Origin of the sequence: Kitasatospora sp. NPDC096204 (assembly GCF_044763205.1) — a bacterium.
In the GTDB taxonomy this organism is placed as follows: domain Bacteria; phylum Actinomycetota; class Actinomycetes; order Streptomycetales; family Streptomycetaceae; genus Kitasatospora.
Genome location: NZ_JBIWFT010000053.1, coordinates 15,730 through 30,759, shown reverse-complemented (window position 1 = coordinate 30,759; position 15,030 = coordinate 15,730). Strand labels below are relative to the sequence as shown.

Here is a 15,030-nt window from a genome sequence, read left to right as displayed (position 1 = left end):
GGTCATCGCTGGAGCTCCAGGATCGAGCTGCGGTGCAGGTGGTCGACGAAGTCGATCAGCAGGTCGTAGGACTGCCGGCGGTCGCGCGCGTCGCAGTGCAGGATCGGCACCTCCGGCAGCAGGTCCAGCGCGGAGCGCAGCTCCTCCTCCGGGTAACTCGGTGTGTTCGGGAAGGTGTTGACCGCGACCGCGAACGGGATGCGCTGCTCCTCCAGCCGGCCGAGCACGTCGAAGCTCTCGTCCGGGCGGCGCAGGTCGACCATGGCGATGGCGCCGAGCGCGCCGCGCGACAGGTCGTCCCAGAGCGGCCAGAACCGCTGCTGCCCGGGCGTGCCGAACAGGTACAGCGCGAGCCGGGAGTTGAGCGTGATCCGGCCGAAGTCCAGCGCCACCGTGGTGGTGGTCTTGCCGGGGCGCCCGGTGAGGTCGTCCACGCCGGCGCTGGCGGCGGTCATGGTCTCCTCGGTGCGCAGCGGGGTGATCTCGCTCAGCGAACCGACCAGGGTGGTCTTGCCGACCCCGAACGGACCGGTGACCAGGATCTTGACCGCGCCCTGCACCGAGGAGGGCAGGTACCGCGGCCCGTCGGCGGACCCGGCGGCCCCGGGGACGGCTTCAGCGGAGTTGGCGGAGGCCAACGAGCACCTCTTCCAGGAGGGTTGCGGGCAGGCGTTCGGCCTGCGGGACGGGAGGGAGCACCTGCACGGCACCGAGGTCCCACAGGTCCCCGACCAGCACCTTGACGACGCCGAGCGGCAGCCCCAGGTGGGCCGCCACCTCGGCGATGGACAGCAGGCTGTGGCAGAGGTCGAGGATGCGCCGGTGTTCGCGGTTCAGCAGCTCGTGCTCGGGCAGGTCCGGTGGTTCGGGTGACGCGCTGACCAGGCTCTCCACGGCCAGCTCGGCCCGGGTGGGGCGGCTGCGGCCGCCGGTGATGACGTACGGCCGGACCGGCCCGCTCACCGGTGGCCCCCCGCCGCGTGGTCGACGCGCGGCGGGCTGGTGAGGTGGGTGCCGATCCGTTCGACCAGGACCTGCATCTGGTAGGCGACCAGGCCGGCGTCGACCGCCTCGCTGGTCACCACGGCCAGGTGCGCGCCGGCACCGGCGGCGACGACGAAGAGGTAGCCGCCGCCGTACTCGATGATGATCTGCCGGGTGGCGCTGCCCGGTCCGCCGAAGCCCGTCGCGACGCCGCGGGCCAGCGACTGCAGTCCGGAGCAGGCGGCGGCGAGCCGTTCGGCGTCGTCGCGCCCGATGCCCTCGCTGCGGCCGATCTCCAGGCCGTCGTTGGAGACGACGACGGCGTGCTGGACCTGCGGGACGGCGATGATGTCGGCGAGCAGCCAGCCGAGATCAGGGGTGGTGGTCATGGAACTCTCCGGAGCGCTGGGGAAGTCGGGGGGAAACGGGCAGGGAGGGGTCGAACTGGGCCTGGGCCCGGGCGGCGGACCGGCCGCTGGCGGTTCCGGCCTGGAACATCGCCATGAACGCCTGCGCGTCCCGGGCCGAGCGGTAGGGCGGCGCGGGCGGCGGAGGGGGAGCGGCGTGCTGGGCCGGGCGGCTGTTGCGGTCGCGTCGGTGGCTCCGGCGGGGCAGCGGGGGAGGGGTGCCGTCGGCGGCGTGCCGGCCGGGCGGTGGGGTCTCCACCAGGGGGTGGCCGGCGGGAGAGGCCGGCGGGGGGCCGGGGTTGAACGCGCGGTCGTCCGGCCCGAGGCCGGGGACGGTGGGCGGCAGCGGCTCGGTGAGCAGCGCGTTCGGGAGCAGCAGGACGACGCGCACGCCGCCGTACGGCGAGGGTGCCGAGCTGAGCGTGACTCGGAAGCCGTACTGCTCGGCGAGCCGGCCGACCGCGGCGAGGCCCAGTTGGGGCACCTCGCCGAGCCGGGAGACCTCCAGGGTGCTGCCGCCGGCCAGTGCGGCGGCGGCCTTGGCGACGGCCTGTTCCGGCATGCCGACGCCGCCGTCGTCGATCTCGATGACGGCGCCGTTGTGCACCGGCATCAGGGTGACGAACACCTGGGTGCTGGGCGGGGAGTAGCGGGTGGCGTTGTCCAGCAGCTCGGCGATCGCGTGGATCAGCGCCTCGGCGGCGGCGCCGACCACCGCGGTCTCGATCCGGCTGCGCACCACCACGCGCTGGAACGGCAGGATGCGCGACTGGGCGCCGCGGACGACGTCCTCCAGGGAGACCGGTTCCGGCCAGTGCCGGCCGGCCCGCGCGCCGCACAGCACGGCCAGGGTCTGGGCCAGCCGGGCCTGTTGGGCGGCCGCGTGGTCGGCCTTGAGCAGGCCCTCCAGCAGTGCCGGGTCGTCGTGGGTGCGCTCCATCTCGTCCAGCAGTGCCTGCTGGTCGTGGGCCATCACCAGGATCCGGCGGGCGACGCTGAGGAAGGCCCGCTGGGTGGAGGCGGTGTGCTCATGCTCCTGCTGGACGGCGGCGAGGTCGGCGCCGCGGCGGGAGAGTTCGGTGGCCAGCTGTTCCTGGACGGCGGTGAGTTCGCCGTGCAGCCGGTCGGCGCGGCCGCGTTGGGTGACGGACACGGCGCGGTACCGCGCGGCGGCCACGAGGGCGAGGACGGCGAGCACGCCGGTTGCCGTTACGGACCACTGAGTCATCGTCACGCGGCGAATTCTAGGGTGATGATCCTACGAAGGTGTGAACGGATCTCGCCAAGTGACCGGATCTCGTCAATATCGAGTCAATTCGGCGGCAATCGGCACTCGTTCGACCCCGACCCCACCGCCTGACGAGCGGCCCGACCTGCCTGACCGGCACCGGCGGACGGCGTCGGAATCGAGCCGGGTGGCCGGATCGCGTTCCACGGTGTGTGGGGTCTGTGCGCACGGTGTTCGGAAGGGGAGCGGCCGGGTGCGGGAACACCGGCGCCGGTCCGCTCCGGTGCCGTTCCGCTCCGGCGCCGTTCCGCTACGCGGGCCAGGCGCGCAGCCCGGTGGTGAGGGTGGCGATGAGGCGGTCGTGGGTGGTGGTGAGGTCCTCGGCGAGCTGGAAGGCGCCGGCGGTGGTGAGCGAGGCGAAGCCGTGGGCGAGGGAGCGGACGGTGCGGGCGGCGTGGATCGCCTCGGAGCCGTCGAGGCCGTACTCCCGCAGGACGGCGACGATCACGCCGACGAGCCGGGCGGCCGCGCGGGCCAGGTCGTCGTCGGGCTGCGGGGCCTGGGGGAGGGCGTTGTAGCGGTGCGGGTGCTCGGTGGCGTACGCGTGGTAGGCGCGCAGCACGGCGGCGACGGCGTCGTCCCCGCTGCGTCCGACGGCCGCCTCGGCCAGCCGGTCGGCCAGCTCCCCGGTGACCCGGACGGCGATCAGCCGCCGCAGTTCGGCGAGGCCGCCGCTGACGTGCTTGTACAGCGAGGGGGTGGCGACCCCGGCCCGGGCGGCGACGGAGGCCAGGGTGAGGGCCTCGGCGCCCTGCTCGTCGATGAGGGCGAGGGCGTGGTCGACGACCTGGTCGGGGGTCAGTCCTACGCGGGGCATGGGCTCGGGCTCTCCGTACGGGTCGAAGTCGGGTGACGTCGGGCGCTGTCGGGCGGGTGCCGGTGACGTCGGTGGGTCGGGCGGGGTCGGGCGGGGTCGGGCGGGGCCGGGCGGGGCCGGACGGGGCCGGACGGGGCCGGGTGGGGCCGGGGGCGCCGCTCAGCCGAGCTCGGCGAGGAACGGCAGCAGGGCGTCCGCGGTGGCCGCCGGGTTGTCGGCCATCGGGTAGTGCCCGGACCCCTCGATCATCGCCTTCCGCGCGCCGAGCGCGGCGGCCTGCCGGTCGGCGACGAGCTCCGGCTTCGGGAAGTCGGGGTCCTTGCCGCCCATGACCACCAGTGCCGGGCACCGCACCGCGGCCGTCCAGCCGACCGGCGCCGAGTCGCCGTGGACGTAGCCGCGGGTGGCGGTCTTCCGTCCCGGGGTGCGCAGCGCGGCGACCAGCCCGCCCACGTACGCGTCGAAGTCGGCGGGCTTGGCGCCGGGGAAGGCCATCCGGCGCAGGTAGAAGCCCCAGGAGGCCGGCCAGTGGACGAGGGCGGTGCCCATGAGGGCCATGACGCCGCGCATCAGGGCGTTCGGCGGCGGGCTCTCGACGAAGGCGTCGATCAGGACGATCCCGGCGACCCGCTCGGGCGCGTCCCCGGCGGCCTTCACGACCGTCGCCCCGGTGTAGGAGTTGCCGGCGAGGACGGCGCGCTCGATGCCGAGGTGGTCCAGCAGGGCGAGGACGTCGCCGGCGATGGCGGCCGGGCCGTAGTCGTCCCAGCCGATCGAGGATTCGCCGAAGCCCCGCAGGTCCATGGTGACGACCCGGTGGCCGGCGGCGACCAGCAGCGGGCGCAGGTGCCGGTACGCGGCCCGGCTGTCGAGCATGCCCGGGAGCAGGACGACGGGGGTGCCGTTGCCCTGCCGGGTGTCGTCGAAGGCGATCCGGCCGCCGGGGACGGTCAGGTACTGGGTGCTCGGGGTGATGGTGCCGTTCACGGGGTCCTCCTCGGGCCGCCGGTGCGGGGCATCGGCGGTACTGCCGATAGCCATAAAGCTAAGGCTAATAGCCTTAGCCGTCAAGCGGTCTGCGGGCCGGGGGAAGGGGGTGCGGTCGGGCGGGTGCGGTCGGGCGGGTGTGGTCAGGCCCCTTCCACCTTGAACGGGTCGTGCTCGCTGAGCAGCTTCTCCAGCCGGGCCTGGTCCACCCGGGTGACCATCTCGTTGGACTCCTGCCGGTCCCGGACCACTTTCGCCAGCGTGAACGCGGAGGTGACGGTGTAGAGGAGCCCGATCCCCAGGAAGGCCCTGGTCCACCCGCCGACCGGCAGGTAGGCGATCCCGGCGGCGAGGGCGATGCCCGACAGGGCGAAGGAGAGGACGGCCTGGATGTGGTACGCGGCCGTGGTGCGGGTCTGCATCGGTGCGCTCATGGCGTCAGGATGCGGCCGTCCGGCCGGGCCGCACATGAGTAGGGGTACTCAGATGGGGCCGTGCGTGAGGGGCCGTTCGTTGACGTCCGTTCACCTGCCATCGGGCGGCCCGAAACGGATGGCTTGGAATCAGAGCCTCCTAGGATTAACGTTTGATAACGCAGCGCGGTCGTCAACGCCGTACCCAGACGGCACCGTGCGCCGTCGCCTAATCCCGCAGACCCGCCTCCGGGCAGGTCAGGGAGCCGGGGAACCACGTTCCTTGGGGTGAATCGGCGGGGCTCCGGCCCGGCCGTAGGAGACCTTCCTGCTCCGAACCCGTCAGCTAACCCGGTAGGCGCGAAGGAAGGAAAGGAGCGCGCCTCCGTGGCGTCGACGCACACCCCGGCACACCCGGCCGGCCCCGCAGCCGGTACCCAGCTCCTCGACCACCCCGGCACGGACGGCCCCGAGGCCTTCGGCCCGGAGGCATTCGCCGCGGAGGCCGACACCAACCGCCACCGGATGCCGCGTCAGACCCGCGGGGCCTCCCCGCTGCTCGGCGTCACCGCCGTCGCCGCCACGCTGGGCGCCACCGGCTTCGCCTCGGCGACCCCGGCCGCCGCCCCCGCCGTCGAGGTCCCGGACGAGACCCCGGTCGCCCTCGCCGCCGACCCCGGCCTCGCGCTCGCCGCCCGCATCCAGCACCAGGCCGACAGCCAGCGCACCGCCGCCGAGGAGACCGCCCGGGTGCAGGCCGCCCAGGAGGCGGAGGCCAAGGCCGCCGCCAAGGAGGCCGAGGCCAAGCGCGCCGCCGAGGAGGCCGAGCGGGCCAAGGCCGCCGCCCTCACCCTCCCGGTGAACGACTACCGGCTCTCCGCCCACTACGGCCAGAGCGCCCGCTACTGGGCCAACCTGCACACCGGCCTGGACTTCGCCGCCGACACCGGCACCCCCGTCTACGCGCTCGGCCAGGGCACCATCACCTCGGCCGGCTGGGCCGGCTCGTACGGCTACCGGATCGTCGAGACCCTGCCCGACGGCACCGAGATCTGGTACTGCCACCTCTCCTCGATCACCAAGGGCTCCGGCAAGGTCGCCTCCGGCCAGCAGATCGGCAAGGTCGGCGCGACCGGCAACGTCACCGGCCCCCACCTGCACATGGAGGTCCGCCCCGGCGGCGGCGCCCCGGTCGACCCGGAGCCCTGGCTCCAGCAGCGCGGCCTCAACCCCTGACGCACGCGCACCGACGCACCCGCGGGAGGCCCCCGGGCCGGGGGCCTCCCGCGCCGCGTCTCACTCCTCGACGGGCAGCTGCGCCAGGTACGCGTCGATCTCCTCCGGGCCCGGCTCCGGCGCCAGCTCCGGGAACTCCGTCACCAGCAGCCGCGGCAGCCCCGGCACCGTCCAGGCGCCGAACAGGTCGAGCGCCGCGTCCACCGCCGCCTCCTCGAACCTCCCGAAGTCCCCGGCCAGCTCGTCCGGCATCGGCCGGCCCAGCGCGGTCAGCCGCGCCAGGTTGCGGTAGCTGCGCCGCATCAGGCCCTGCTCCAGCAGCCGACGCGCGCCGTCCGTGGCCATGCCCACCGACAGCACCCGGGCCGGGCCCCAGCCCCGCTCGTCCGGCTCGTCCAGCCAGCCGGCCGACGCCAGCGCCTCGAACGCCGCCAGCCGCTCCTCCTCGGCGAACTCCCCGAAGCCGGCCAGCCACTCCCGCACCGCCTCCGGGTCCGTGACGTCCGCCCCGTGCGCGTGCAGCAGCAGCGCGTACAGCCGGGGCCAGGTCACCAGGTCGGCGCGGCGCAGCAGCCCGGTCGCGACCTCTCCCTGCCACTCGGCCTCCTCGTGCAGCCGCTCCTGGCGCTTGGCGTTCAGCCGGCGGGCCGCCCGCTGGTGGTCGACCAGCAGCCGGACGGCGTCGCCGTAGGCGAGCGGGTCCTCCTCGGGCGCGGGTTGGACGTACAGGTGGAGCCGCTCGTGGAGCAGGTGCTCCACCGCGTCGGAGGTCAGTTCGGGCCAGCCGTCGTGCATCCTGCCCTCGCCCAGCTCCAGCAGCGCCAGCACCGCGCGCAGCGGCCCCTCGGCCACCGGCGCGCGGCCCTGCTCGGCCGCCCAGGCGAGCAGGTCGGCGGCCTTGGTGCGCGGGGCGAGCCGCAGGTCTTCGTCGTTCATAGTCCGAACGGTAGCCGCCGGGCGGGGATAGGGTCGGCAGCCATGGTCCCCGTACGACTCACCGGCCCGCGACTGGCCGTCCGCGAGTACCACCACACCGAGGGCGACGTGGACGCGCTGCACGCGCTGCTCGGCGACCCGGAGGTCACCCGGTACCTGCCCTTCGGGCCGAGCGACCGGGAGGACTGCGCCGACCAGGTCGAGCTCTACCTGGAGGAGGCGATGGCCGAGGAGCGGGACACCTACCGGCTCGCCGTCACCAGGCTCGCCGACGCCGAGGAGCCGGACGACGCGACGCCGATCGGGCAGGCCTCGCTCACCCTCGAAGGGCACCGTGCCGCCTGGCTCGGGTGCGTGCTGGCCCGCGGGTGCTGGGGCCGCGGCTACGCGGGCGAGACCGTCGGCCTGCTCTGCGACCTCGCCTTCGGCCCGCTGGACCTGCACCGGCTGGCCGCCCGGGTCGCCGTGGCCAACACGGCCTCCGTCAAGGTGCTCACCGGGCTGGGCTTCCGGCTGGAGGGGCGGCTGCGGCACGACGTGTTCGAGGACGGCGTCTGGTCCGACTCGTACCTCTACTCGCTGCTCGCCGACGAGTGGCCGGGCCCGGCCGTCCGGGCGGAGGGGGGTTAACCCCACCCCGGATCCGCCAGGCCTCCGGATCCCCGCCGGCCGGCCCGTCCGCCAGACTGGACCTCGTCAGCGGGACGAACGACCGACAGTACGAGGGGCCGGGGGCCGGGAGCATGAGCAGCAGCCGCAGCATGGAGGACCGGGGTCGGGATGTCCCGGGCGGTTACGGTGACGACCCGCGCCCTGTCCGGGCCCGCCGGACGCAGCGGCGGCCGGCCCTGTGGCGGGCGCCGTTCTCGGCCTACTACTACCGCGAGGTCGGCTTCGCGCTCAGCGGCCTGCCGGTGGCGATCGCCGGGTTCGCCGCGTCGATCATCCTGTTCTGCCTCGGCCTCGGCACCTTCGTCACCGTCATCGGCCTGCCCGTGCTGGGCGCCCTGACCGGCCTCGCCCGCGGCTTCGGCCGGCTGGAGCGGGCCCGGGTGCGCGGCATGCTGGCCCTGGACGTCCCCGGCCCGGAGCCGGTGCGCCAGGTCCGCCCGGGCGGCTGGGGCGCCGTCACCGCTCGGCTGGCGGACGGGGCCGGCTGGAAGGCGGTGCTGTACCAGGTGGTGATGTTCCCCTGGGCGGTGTTCAGCTTCGCGGTGACGCTGGTGTTCCTGGTGCTCGGCTGGGTCCTGACGCTCTACCCGCTGTACCACTGGGTCTTCCCGACCTACACCCCCTGGAACGGGTACCGGGTGTTCGACTTCACCGACGACGAGGGCATCCGGCACGTGTACGACGTCCAGGCGCCGTGGCAGATCGCCGGACTCGCGGTCCTCGGGCTGGTGCTGGTCTTCCTCACCACCCAGCTGGTCCGCGGCCTGACCAACGTCAACCGGGCCGCCGCCCAGGGCCTGCTCGGCCGCTGACCGCCCAGGCCCCGCCCGGCTCCCCACCCAGGCCCCGCCCGCACCCGGGACGCTTCCGGATGCGGCCGGGGCCGCCGCGTGTTCGGATGGCCGGGTGGCCGCCGCCGGCATTCCCCCCGCGCCCCCGGACGTCCTGGTCACCTCCCGCCCACTGGACGAGTACTGCGCCCTGTTCGGCCTCACCCGGGCTCGGCTCGCCGCCCTGCCGGGGCCGCTGCTGGACTGCCCCGGCGGTGCGGCCGGACTGGCCGCCGAGGCGCGCGAGCTGGGCTGCCGGGTGATCGCCGTCGACCCGGCGTACGCATTGCCGCTGCCGGTGGTCGCGGACCGCGCCCTGGCCGCCCGGGCGGCGATGGCCGCCGCGATGGCCGCCCGCCCGCACCTCTACCCCTCGCCCCGCCCGTACCGGTCCGAGCGCTACCTGCGCAGCTGGGACCGCGCCCGCCGGCTGTTCGCCGCCGACTCGGCCGCCCACCCGCAGCGGTACGTGGCCGCCGAGCTGCCCCGGCTGCCCTTCGCGGACGGCTCGTTCGCGCTCACCCTGAGCGGACACCTGCTCTTCGCCTATCCCGAACTCTTCGGCCCGGCACGCCAGGTGGCCGCACTGGTGGAGCTGGTCCGTGTCACCGCCGCGGACGGCGAGGTCCGGGTCCAGCCGCTGAACGACGGGTACGGCCGCCGCTGCGGCCACCTCGACCGGCTGCGGTACGCGCTCGGCGAGCGCCGGATAGCCAGCGAGGTCCGCCGACTGCCCGGCCCGGTGGACGGCCGCACCTGCCGGGTCCTGGTGCTGCGGGCCGCCGACCGGCGCCGCCGGGCCGCGCTCCGAGTGAGCATGTAATGGTCAGTGTCGGGGTGCGCTCCTATACTCGCCGGCATGAACGAGACCATGATCCGGCGCGCCGACGAGACCGACGCCGACCTGCTCACCGACCTGGTCCAGGCGTCCTCCGCCTACCACGGCGAGTACGCCCCGATGATCGACGGCTACCGGGTGACGCCCGAGTACATCGCCCGCCACGAGGTGTTCCTCGCCGCCGACTCGGCCACCGGCCGACTGCTCGGCTTCTACGCCCTGATCCGCGAACCGGCCGAACTCGACCTGATGTTCGTCGCCGACGAGGCCCAGGGGCGCGGCACCGGCCGCGAGTTGATCGCGCACATGCTGGAGCTGGCCCGCAGCACCGGCATCGCCGAGGTACGGGTCGTCTCCAACCCGCCCGCCGAGCAGTTCTATCTGCGCGTCGGCGCCGAGCGCGTCGGCACCTTCCCGGCCCGGGGGCGGATCACCTGGGACCGGCCCGAGCTGCGCTTCGCCGTCGGCTCCTAGGAGGTCGCCTCGGCGGACGGCCCGCCAGGCTGGGCCGGCACCGTCGGTACGCCCTGCGCGGCCGGCGCCGCCGGCTGCTGCTCCGGCAGGACGGCCGCCGCCGGGAGCCGGGAGAGGATCTTCTCCGCCAGCCAGCTGCGGTCCGACCCGTACGGAATGCCCCGCGGGTCGACCAGCTGCCGCGCCACCGCGTCCCGCAGCCGCTGCGCCCCGGCGGCGGGCAGCCGGGACAGCAGCCCCCGGGCGGCCAGCAGCGCGTGGTACTGCTCGAAGTCGGAGTGCGGGCGCTCGATCGCGTCCAGCACGCTCGACAGGTCCGCCAGCGCCGGATCGCCCTGCATCAGCGCGAGCGCCTGGATCCGCCGGCCCTCGGAGCCGTCCGCGAAGAGGGCCCGCACCTGCTCGGCGGTCAGCGCCGAGCGCCGCGCGGTCGAGCGGACCTCCGCCACCACGCCCTCCGGCCCGGTCGGCGCGCCGGAGGAGGGCGGCAGCTGCCCGGCCAGCGCGGCCGGGCGCTCCGCGGTGCCGCCCAGCAGCCCGAGCTGCTGCATCGCGCGGACCCGCAGGTCGTCCGCGCCCACCTTGTCGCCGTGCCGGTCGCGGTCCTGCCCGGCGAGGAAGAGGTCCAGCGCCTGGTCGGTCTCGGTCAGCGCCTGCGGCAGCGCCAGCCGGGTCACCAGCCAGCCGGCCAGGAAGCCGAAGACCAGGAAGTACAGCACCAGCGCCGCCGCGAACGGCACCGCCGCCTCGCCCCCGCCGAGCACGGGCGCCAGCGCCGTACCGAGGTCGTGCAGCCGCTCGCCGAGCGAGCCGAGCTGGGTCAGCCCGACGCCCAGCAGCACCTTGGTCAGCCAGTCCGAGACCTGCTCCAGATTGGTGTTCGGCGCGTACGAGCCCGGCGGTTCGTCGGAGCCGGCGCCGCCGCGCACCCGGGGCACCCCGAACAGGAAGCCCAGCCCGCCGCCCAGCACCACCGAGGCGCCGACCACCACCAGCCCGCCGCCGAGCGCCTGCCAGAGATGCTCCCGGCCGAGCGCGAACAGCAGCAGTCCGACCAGCCCCGTCCCGGCCAGTGCCCCGGCGGCGCCCCACCGCGCCGTCCGCAGCACGCTCGCCCCGCCGCCCAGCCGTCGCGCCTTCGCCATCGCCTACCCCCTGTGTCCGCGCCGCTCCGCCCCGGAATCCGGGCCGACTCTAGCGCCGCGGCGCCGCAGTCGCGGCCACGCCCCGGGTGGCCCTGGCAACGCCCCGGCCACGCCCCGGGCCGACCCCGGACACGCCGCGGGGAGCCTCCGGAACCGATGCCGGAAGCTCCCCGGGAACGCAGACGGCCCGCGGGCTGCTCCTCCGCGCCGGCCCGTGCACTGGCCAGGCGCCGAGGCACCGGGGATGTACCGGTGAGCCCGCGGGCCGGGTGACTGCTTGGATTTCGCCTGCCGGAGGCCGAGGGCCTCACCCTGCGCAGGCAGGGGCGGCTCTAGCGAGCAGCCACCTCACGCATCCTGATGTAACTCAACTCAGGATCACCTCCCTTCAGTGTGCTGCCAGCGTAGGCAGCACACCGGTCGGAGGGCAACGGATTTGTTTCGCGGTGCCCGCGTCCGTCGCTCAGGCGGTCTTGAGCTGGTCCTTGAACTTGGTGAAGTCGATCGTGTTGTCGGGCGACGGGACCTGGATGGTCAGCGGCTTGTCGAAGTCGGAGAAGTCCATCTTGCCGTTGCCGTCCTCGCCGCCGGAGTGCTCGACCCGCACCGGGTAGGGCTTGCCCTCGGTGGCGATCTGCATGGTCGAGACCCCGCCCTTGGCGTCGGTGGACTTCAGGCTGAAGGTCTTCACGCCGTTGACCTCGCCGGCGGAGCCCTTCTCGGCCTTCTCGTTGGCGGCGCTCTTGTCCTCGGTGATCTTCTTGCTGAACTCGGCCAGGTTGCAGATGCTGGTGAGGGAGCCCATCGTCGGGTCGTTCTCGAAGCCGGTCAGGTAGCGGCCCTTGAACAGCTCGGCGGCCTTGGCGCCGTTCGGGCCGCCCATGTTGGTCCAGAAGGCGGTGTCCGGCTTGACGTAGGAGGTCTTGCCGTCGCTGATGATCTCGAACTTGCCCATGCCCGGCATCGCCATGGTGCCGGTGCACTGGCTCTTGTTGTCCAGCGACAGGTTCATCTCCATCTTGCCCTCGCCGGCGTCGATGGTGCCGGCCATCTTGAGGGAGGTCGCGGAGGCCAGGGCGTCCTTGGCCTGCTTCATGATGTCCTGGGCGCTGAGCTTGTCGGTGTCGAGCTTCTTCGAGGCGCCCGCCTTGGCGTCGCCGCCCTTCCCGTCGCTCTTCTCACTGCCGCACGCGGCGGTGCCGGCGGCCAGGACGAGGCAGATCGCGGCGGTGCTGACCAGTCGCTTCGACAGCATGAGGTGTTCCTGTCCGGGGCGGCCCGAAAAGCCCGCCCCAAATGTGATGAATTTTTCATCAGTATGGTTCAGGCCCCCGACAGTGGATCACGGGACCGGCCGCTGTTACAGCTTCGTGGCAGGACCGTGTTCTGCGCGTACCCGGAAACGCGAAAGGCCCGGAGGAAGAATCCTCCGGGCCTTTCGGCTACTGAGTAGCGGGGACAGGATTTGAACCTGCGACCTCTGGGTTATGAGCCCAGCGAGCTACCGAGCTGCTCCACCCCGCGTCGGTGAACACAACCATACGGGGAAGTCGCCGAGATGGGAAATCGGTTCCTCAGGACACCCCGGCGCCCGGCACCCGGCCGGGCACCGGATGCCGGGCCGTACGGCATCTCGCCCAGGCCGCGAAGCAGACCAGCGCGGCGAAGCAGGGCACCATCAGGGCCCCGTAGACCACCAGGAAGCCGTCCGTGCCGAGGTCGGCGGCGGCGTTCCAGACGCCGTGCAGCGCCATCGCCAGCAGCAGCCCGGCCGGCGCCGCCAACCGGGCCAGCCAGCGCCGCGCGGTGGTGAGGGCGACGGCCAGGCCGATGCCGGTGAGCGCGGTGAACAGCGGGTGGGCGAAGGGGGAGAGCAGGGCGCGCAGCACGAAGGTCTGCACGGTGCTGTCGAAGTCGCGCAGGCTGGGCGGGTCGCCGAGGCCGATGCTGTCCAGCCGCTGGCGCTGGTCGCTGGTGAAGGCCCGGCCCAGGTAGAGGGCGTTCTCGGTGAAGGCGAAGCCGCAGGCGGCCATCCCGCCGAGCACCACCCCGGCGGCCAGGGTGCGCGGCCGGGAGCGGTGGTGCGGCGAGCCGGCGGGCGGGGCCGGGCGCAGGTAGGGCAGCGGCCGCAGGTACGGGCGCAGCCGCAGCCGGCCGCGGGCGTGCGGCCCGACCGGGTGGCGCGGGTACGGGCGCGGGCTCCGGGGCGCGGGCGACCGGTGCAGCAGCGGCGCGCAGGGGCGCCCGGTGTGGCGGCCGCGGCAGCGCAGCCGCTGGCCGAGCGGGAGCAGGAGCACCAGCAGGGCGGTGGCCTTGGCGGTCTCCTCGATCACCGGGGTGGCGATCCCGGCGCCGAGCAGCTCCCCGAACGGGCCCCGGTGCCGGGTCAGGTAGTCCGCCGTCCAGTTGTTGGCCAGGATCGCGACGGTGGTGGCCGCACAGGCGCCCCAGCCGAGGCAGAACACGGTGTGCCGCAGCGGCACCCGGGCGGTGAGGTTGAGCCAGGCCAGGCCGCCGAGGACGAACGGCAGCGGCACCATCGCCAGGCCCAGGCCGACCAGCAGGCCGACCGTGCCGGTCTGCCGCTGGACCAGGTGGAGGATCAGCACCCCGCAGCCGATCAGGGTCAGCACGGTGGCCGCGGTGACGGAGGAGAGCGCCACCGAGCGGCCGCGGCCCGGCGGGGCCCCGGGATCGGCCGGCCGTTCGCGCCGTTCCCCCGGGCCGACGGCCGGGACCCGCACGGCGGCGGTACCAGGCCGGGACAGCAGGCGGCGGGCCCGGAGCCTCCGGGGCCCCGGGATGGTCCGGGTGCCGCCGGTGCTCGGGACCGTCTCCGGTGCGTCGGCGGCGGCGCTGACCGTCGTCCGGCCGTTCGTCCGGAACCCGCCGCCGGACGGGCTGCCCATGCGGCACAGGGTAGGCCACGGCGGCGGCCCGTCGGGGGGAATCGGGCCGGACCGGCCGTCCCCGGCCGACCCGAACGGCCGCCGCGCGGGCGCCCGTTCGAACGGTGCCGGTGGGTCAGCGGCGGCGGAACAGCAGGTCGTGGACGACGTGGCCCTTGGCGATCCCGGCCCGTTCGAACTTGGTGACCGGGCGCCAGTCCGGCCGCGGGGCGTAGCCGGGGATGCTGCCGTCCGGGTGGTCCGCGGGCTCCAGCCAGCCGGTCCCGTCACCCTCGGGGTGCAGGTTCTCCAGCTCCGGGGAGTCGGACAGCACGGCCAGCATCTGCTCGGCGTACGGCTCCCAGTCGGTGGCGCAGTGCACCAGGGCGCCGGGGGCGAGCCGGGGCAGCACCAGGTCGAGGAAGGCGGGCTGGACCAGCCGGCGCTTGTGGTGCTTCGGCTTGGGCCACGGGTCGGCGAAGTAGACCCGCAGACCGGCCAGCGAGGCGTCCTGGAGCATGTCGCGCAGCAGGATCACCGCGTCGCCGGCGGCCGTCCGGACGTTCCGGGAGCCGTCGCGCTCCAGCAGGCCGAGCAGGTTGCCGTGGCCGGGGGTGTGCACGTCGGCGGCGAGGATGCCCATGTCCGGGTCGGCGGCGGCCATCGCGGCGGTGGTCTCGCCCATGCCGAAGCCGATCTCCAGGGTCACCGGCAGGCCGCCGAACAGCTCCGGCAGGTCCAGCGGGGTGCCGTCGATGGGTATGCCGTACGTCTCCCAGCTCCGGTCCAGGGCGCTCGCCTGGGCGTTGGTCATCCGGCCCCGGCGCGGCTGGAAGCTGCGGATGCGGCGCTCGCGGTGCTGGGCCTCGGTGGCCTTGTGCGGGTACATCGGCGCGGGGTAGGCGGCCGGCGCGGCGGACAGCCGGGCGGACGGCGAGGGCTGGGGGATCGGGGCGGTGGCAGTCACAATCACCCGAGTCTACGGGGCTGTCGGGGCGCTCCGACGGGGCCTGTGACCGGGCTCATCCGCCCGGCCGCCGGGGCCGGACACCGGGAAGGGGAGAGGGGAGGGAGCCGTCCCCGTCGGTGGCTCCCTCCCCTCTCCCCGGCGCCGT

General features: G+C 74.5%; 17 protein-coding genes, 1 tRNA gene and 1 riboswitch. Of the genes, 5 read left to right on the top strand and 13 right to left on the bottom strand.

The window, feature by feature from the left end:
- Window positions 1-2: 2 nt before the first annotated feature.
- The 7 genes from ACIQ87_RS36585 to ACIQ87_RS36555 form a co-directional block, all read right to left on the bottom strand.
- Window positions 3-638 (bottom strand): GTP-binding protein, encoded by a 636-nt coding sequence (locus ACIQ87_RS36585; RefSeq protein ID WP_402415711.1) that lies wholly within the window; start codon window positions 636-638, stop codon window positions 3-5.
- The gene (locus ACIQ87_RS36580) at window positions 616-963 is read right to left on the bottom strand and encodes a DUF742 domain-containing protein (protein ID WP_392881867.1); all 348 of its coding nucleotides are present in this window, start codon (window positions 961-963) and stop codon (window positions 616-618) included. The genes ACIQ87_RS36585 and ACIQ87_RS36580 overlap by 23 nt, the downstream gene beginning before the upstream one ends.
- Window positions 960-1,373 carry a roadblock/LC7 domain-containing protein gene (locus ACIQ87_RS36575; RefSeq protein WP_392881869.1) on the bottom strand — a complete coding sequence of 138 codons (414 nt, stop codon included), beginning with the start codon at window positions 1,371-1,373 and terminating at the stop codon, window positions 960-962. The genes ACIQ87_RS36580 and ACIQ87_RS36575 overlap by 4 nt, the downstream gene beginning before the upstream one ends.
- Window positions 1,357-2,619, bottom strand: coding sequence for a sensor histidine kinase (locus ACIQ87_RS36570; protein ID WP_402415775.1), 1,263 nt, complete (start codon window positions 2,617-2,619; stop codon window positions 1,357-1,359). The genes ACIQ87_RS36575 and ACIQ87_RS36570 overlap by 17 nt, the downstream gene beginning before the upstream one ends.
- 310 nt (window positions 2,620-2,929) lie before the next feature.
- Window positions 2,930-3,496 (bottom strand): TetR/AcrR family transcriptional regulator, encoded by a 567-nt coding sequence (locus ACIQ87_RS36565; RefSeq protein ID WP_402415707.1) that lies wholly within the window; start codon window positions 3,494-3,496, stop codon window positions 2,930-2,932.
- Between the two features lie 159 nt (window positions 3,497-3,655).
- Complete coding sequence (locus ACIQ87_RS36560) at window positions 3,656-4,537, bottom strand: alpha/beta fold hydrolase (RefSeq protein ID WP_402415704.1); 882 nt, start codon at window positions 4,535-4,537, stop codon at window positions 3,656-3,658.
- 89 nt (window positions 4,538-4,626) lie between these two features.
- The gene (locus ACIQ87_RS36555) at window positions 4,627-4,917 is read right to left on the bottom strand and encodes a YiaA/YiaB family inner membrane protein (RefSeq protein WP_402415701.1); all 291 of its coding nucleotides are present in this window, start codon (window positions 4,915-4,917) and stop codon (window positions 4,627-4,629) included.
- 195 nt (window positions 4,918-5,112) lie between these two features.
- Window positions 5,113-5,271, top strand: a riboswitch (cyclic di-AMP (ydaO/yuaA leader).
- Window positions 5,272-5,283: 12 nt separating this feature from the next.
- On the opposite strand from ACIQ87_RS36555, the gene ACIQ87_RS36550 reads away from it, so the two are divergent.
- Window positions 5,284-6,132 carry a M23 family metallopeptidase gene (locus ACIQ87_RS36550; protein WP_402415698.1) on the top strand — a complete coding sequence of 283 codons (849 nt, stop codon included), beginning with the start codon at window positions 5,284-5,286 and terminating at the stop codon, window positions 6,130-6,132.
- A gap of 60 nt (window positions 6,133-6,192) precedes the next feature.
- Here the strand turns inward: ACIQ87_RS36550 and ACIQ87_RS36545 are convergent, their stop codons facing one another.
- Entirely contained in the window at window positions 6,193-7,068 is an 876-nt protein-coding gene (locus ACIQ87_RS36545; protein WP_402415695.1) for a hypothetical protein, read from the bottom strand.
- 42 nt (window positions 7,069-7,110) lie between these two features.
- On the opposite strand from ACIQ87_RS36545, the gene ACIQ87_RS36540 reads away from it, so the two are divergent.
- From ACIQ87_RS36540 to ACIQ87_RS36525, 4 genes are all read left to right on the top strand, one after another.
- A complete protein-coding gene (locus ACIQ87_RS36540; RefSeq protein WP_402415692.1) occupies window positions 7,111-7,698 on the top strand; it encodes a GNAT family N-acetyltransferase in 588 nt (195 codons plus the stop codon).
- A 113-nt stretch (window positions 7,699-7,811) separates the two neighbouring features.
- Window positions 7,812-8,552, top strand: coding sequence for a sensor domain-containing protein (locus ACIQ87_RS36535; RefSeq protein ID WP_402415689.1), 741 nt, complete (start codon window positions 7,812-7,814; stop codon window positions 8,550-8,552).
- A gap of 94 nt (window positions 8,553-8,646) precedes the next feature.
- Complete coding sequence (locus ACIQ87_RS36530; protein ID WP_402415686.1) at window positions 8,647-9,393, top strand: hypothetical protein; 747 nt, start codon at window positions 8,647-8,649, stop codon at window positions 9,391-9,393.
- 36 nt (window positions 9,394-9,429) lie between these two features.
- Window positions 9,430-9,882 carry a GNAT family N-acetyltransferase gene (locus tag ACIQ87_RS36525; RefSeq protein WP_402415683.1) on the top strand — a complete coding sequence of 151 codons (453 nt, stop codon included), beginning with the start codon at window positions 9,430-9,432 and terminating at the stop codon, window positions 9,880-9,882.
- On the opposite strand, the gene ACIQ87_RS36520 is transcribed toward ACIQ87_RS36525, so the two are convergent.
- From ACIQ87_RS36520 to trmB, 5 genes are all read right to left on the bottom strand, one after another.
- A complete protein-coding gene (locus tag ACIQ87_RS36520) occupies window positions 9,879-11,027 on the bottom strand; it encodes a hypothetical protein (protein ID WP_402415680.1) in 1,149 nt (382 codons plus the stop codon). The genes ACIQ87_RS36525 and ACIQ87_RS36520 overlap by 4 nt on opposite strands.
- 463 nt (window positions 11,028-11,490) lie before the next feature.
- Window positions 11,491-12,282, bottom strand: a complete 792-nt coding sequence (locus ACIQ87_RS36515; protein WP_402415677.1) for a hypothetical protein — start codon at window positions 12,280-12,282, stop codon at window positions 11,491-11,493.
- 195 nt (window positions 12,283-12,477) lie between these two features.
- Window positions 12,478-12,551 (bottom strand) — tRNA-Met (locus ACIQ87_RS36510).
- Between the two features lie 50 nt (window positions 12,552-12,601).
- The gene (locus ACIQ87_RS36505) at window positions 12,602-13,936 is read right to left on the bottom strand and encodes a PrsW family intramembrane metalloprotease (protein ID WP_402415674.1); all 1,335 of its coding nucleotides are present in this window, start codon (window positions 13,934-13,936) and stop codon (window positions 12,602-12,604) included.
- A gap of 115 nt (window positions 13,937-14,051) precedes the next feature.
- Entirely contained in the window at window positions 14,052-14,882 is an 831-nt protein-coding gene (gene trmB, locus ACIQ87_RS36500) for a tRNA (guanosine(46)-N7)-methyltransferase TrmB (RefSeq protein WP_402415671.1), read from the bottom strand.
- Window positions 14,883-15,030 lie beyond the last annotated feature (148 nt).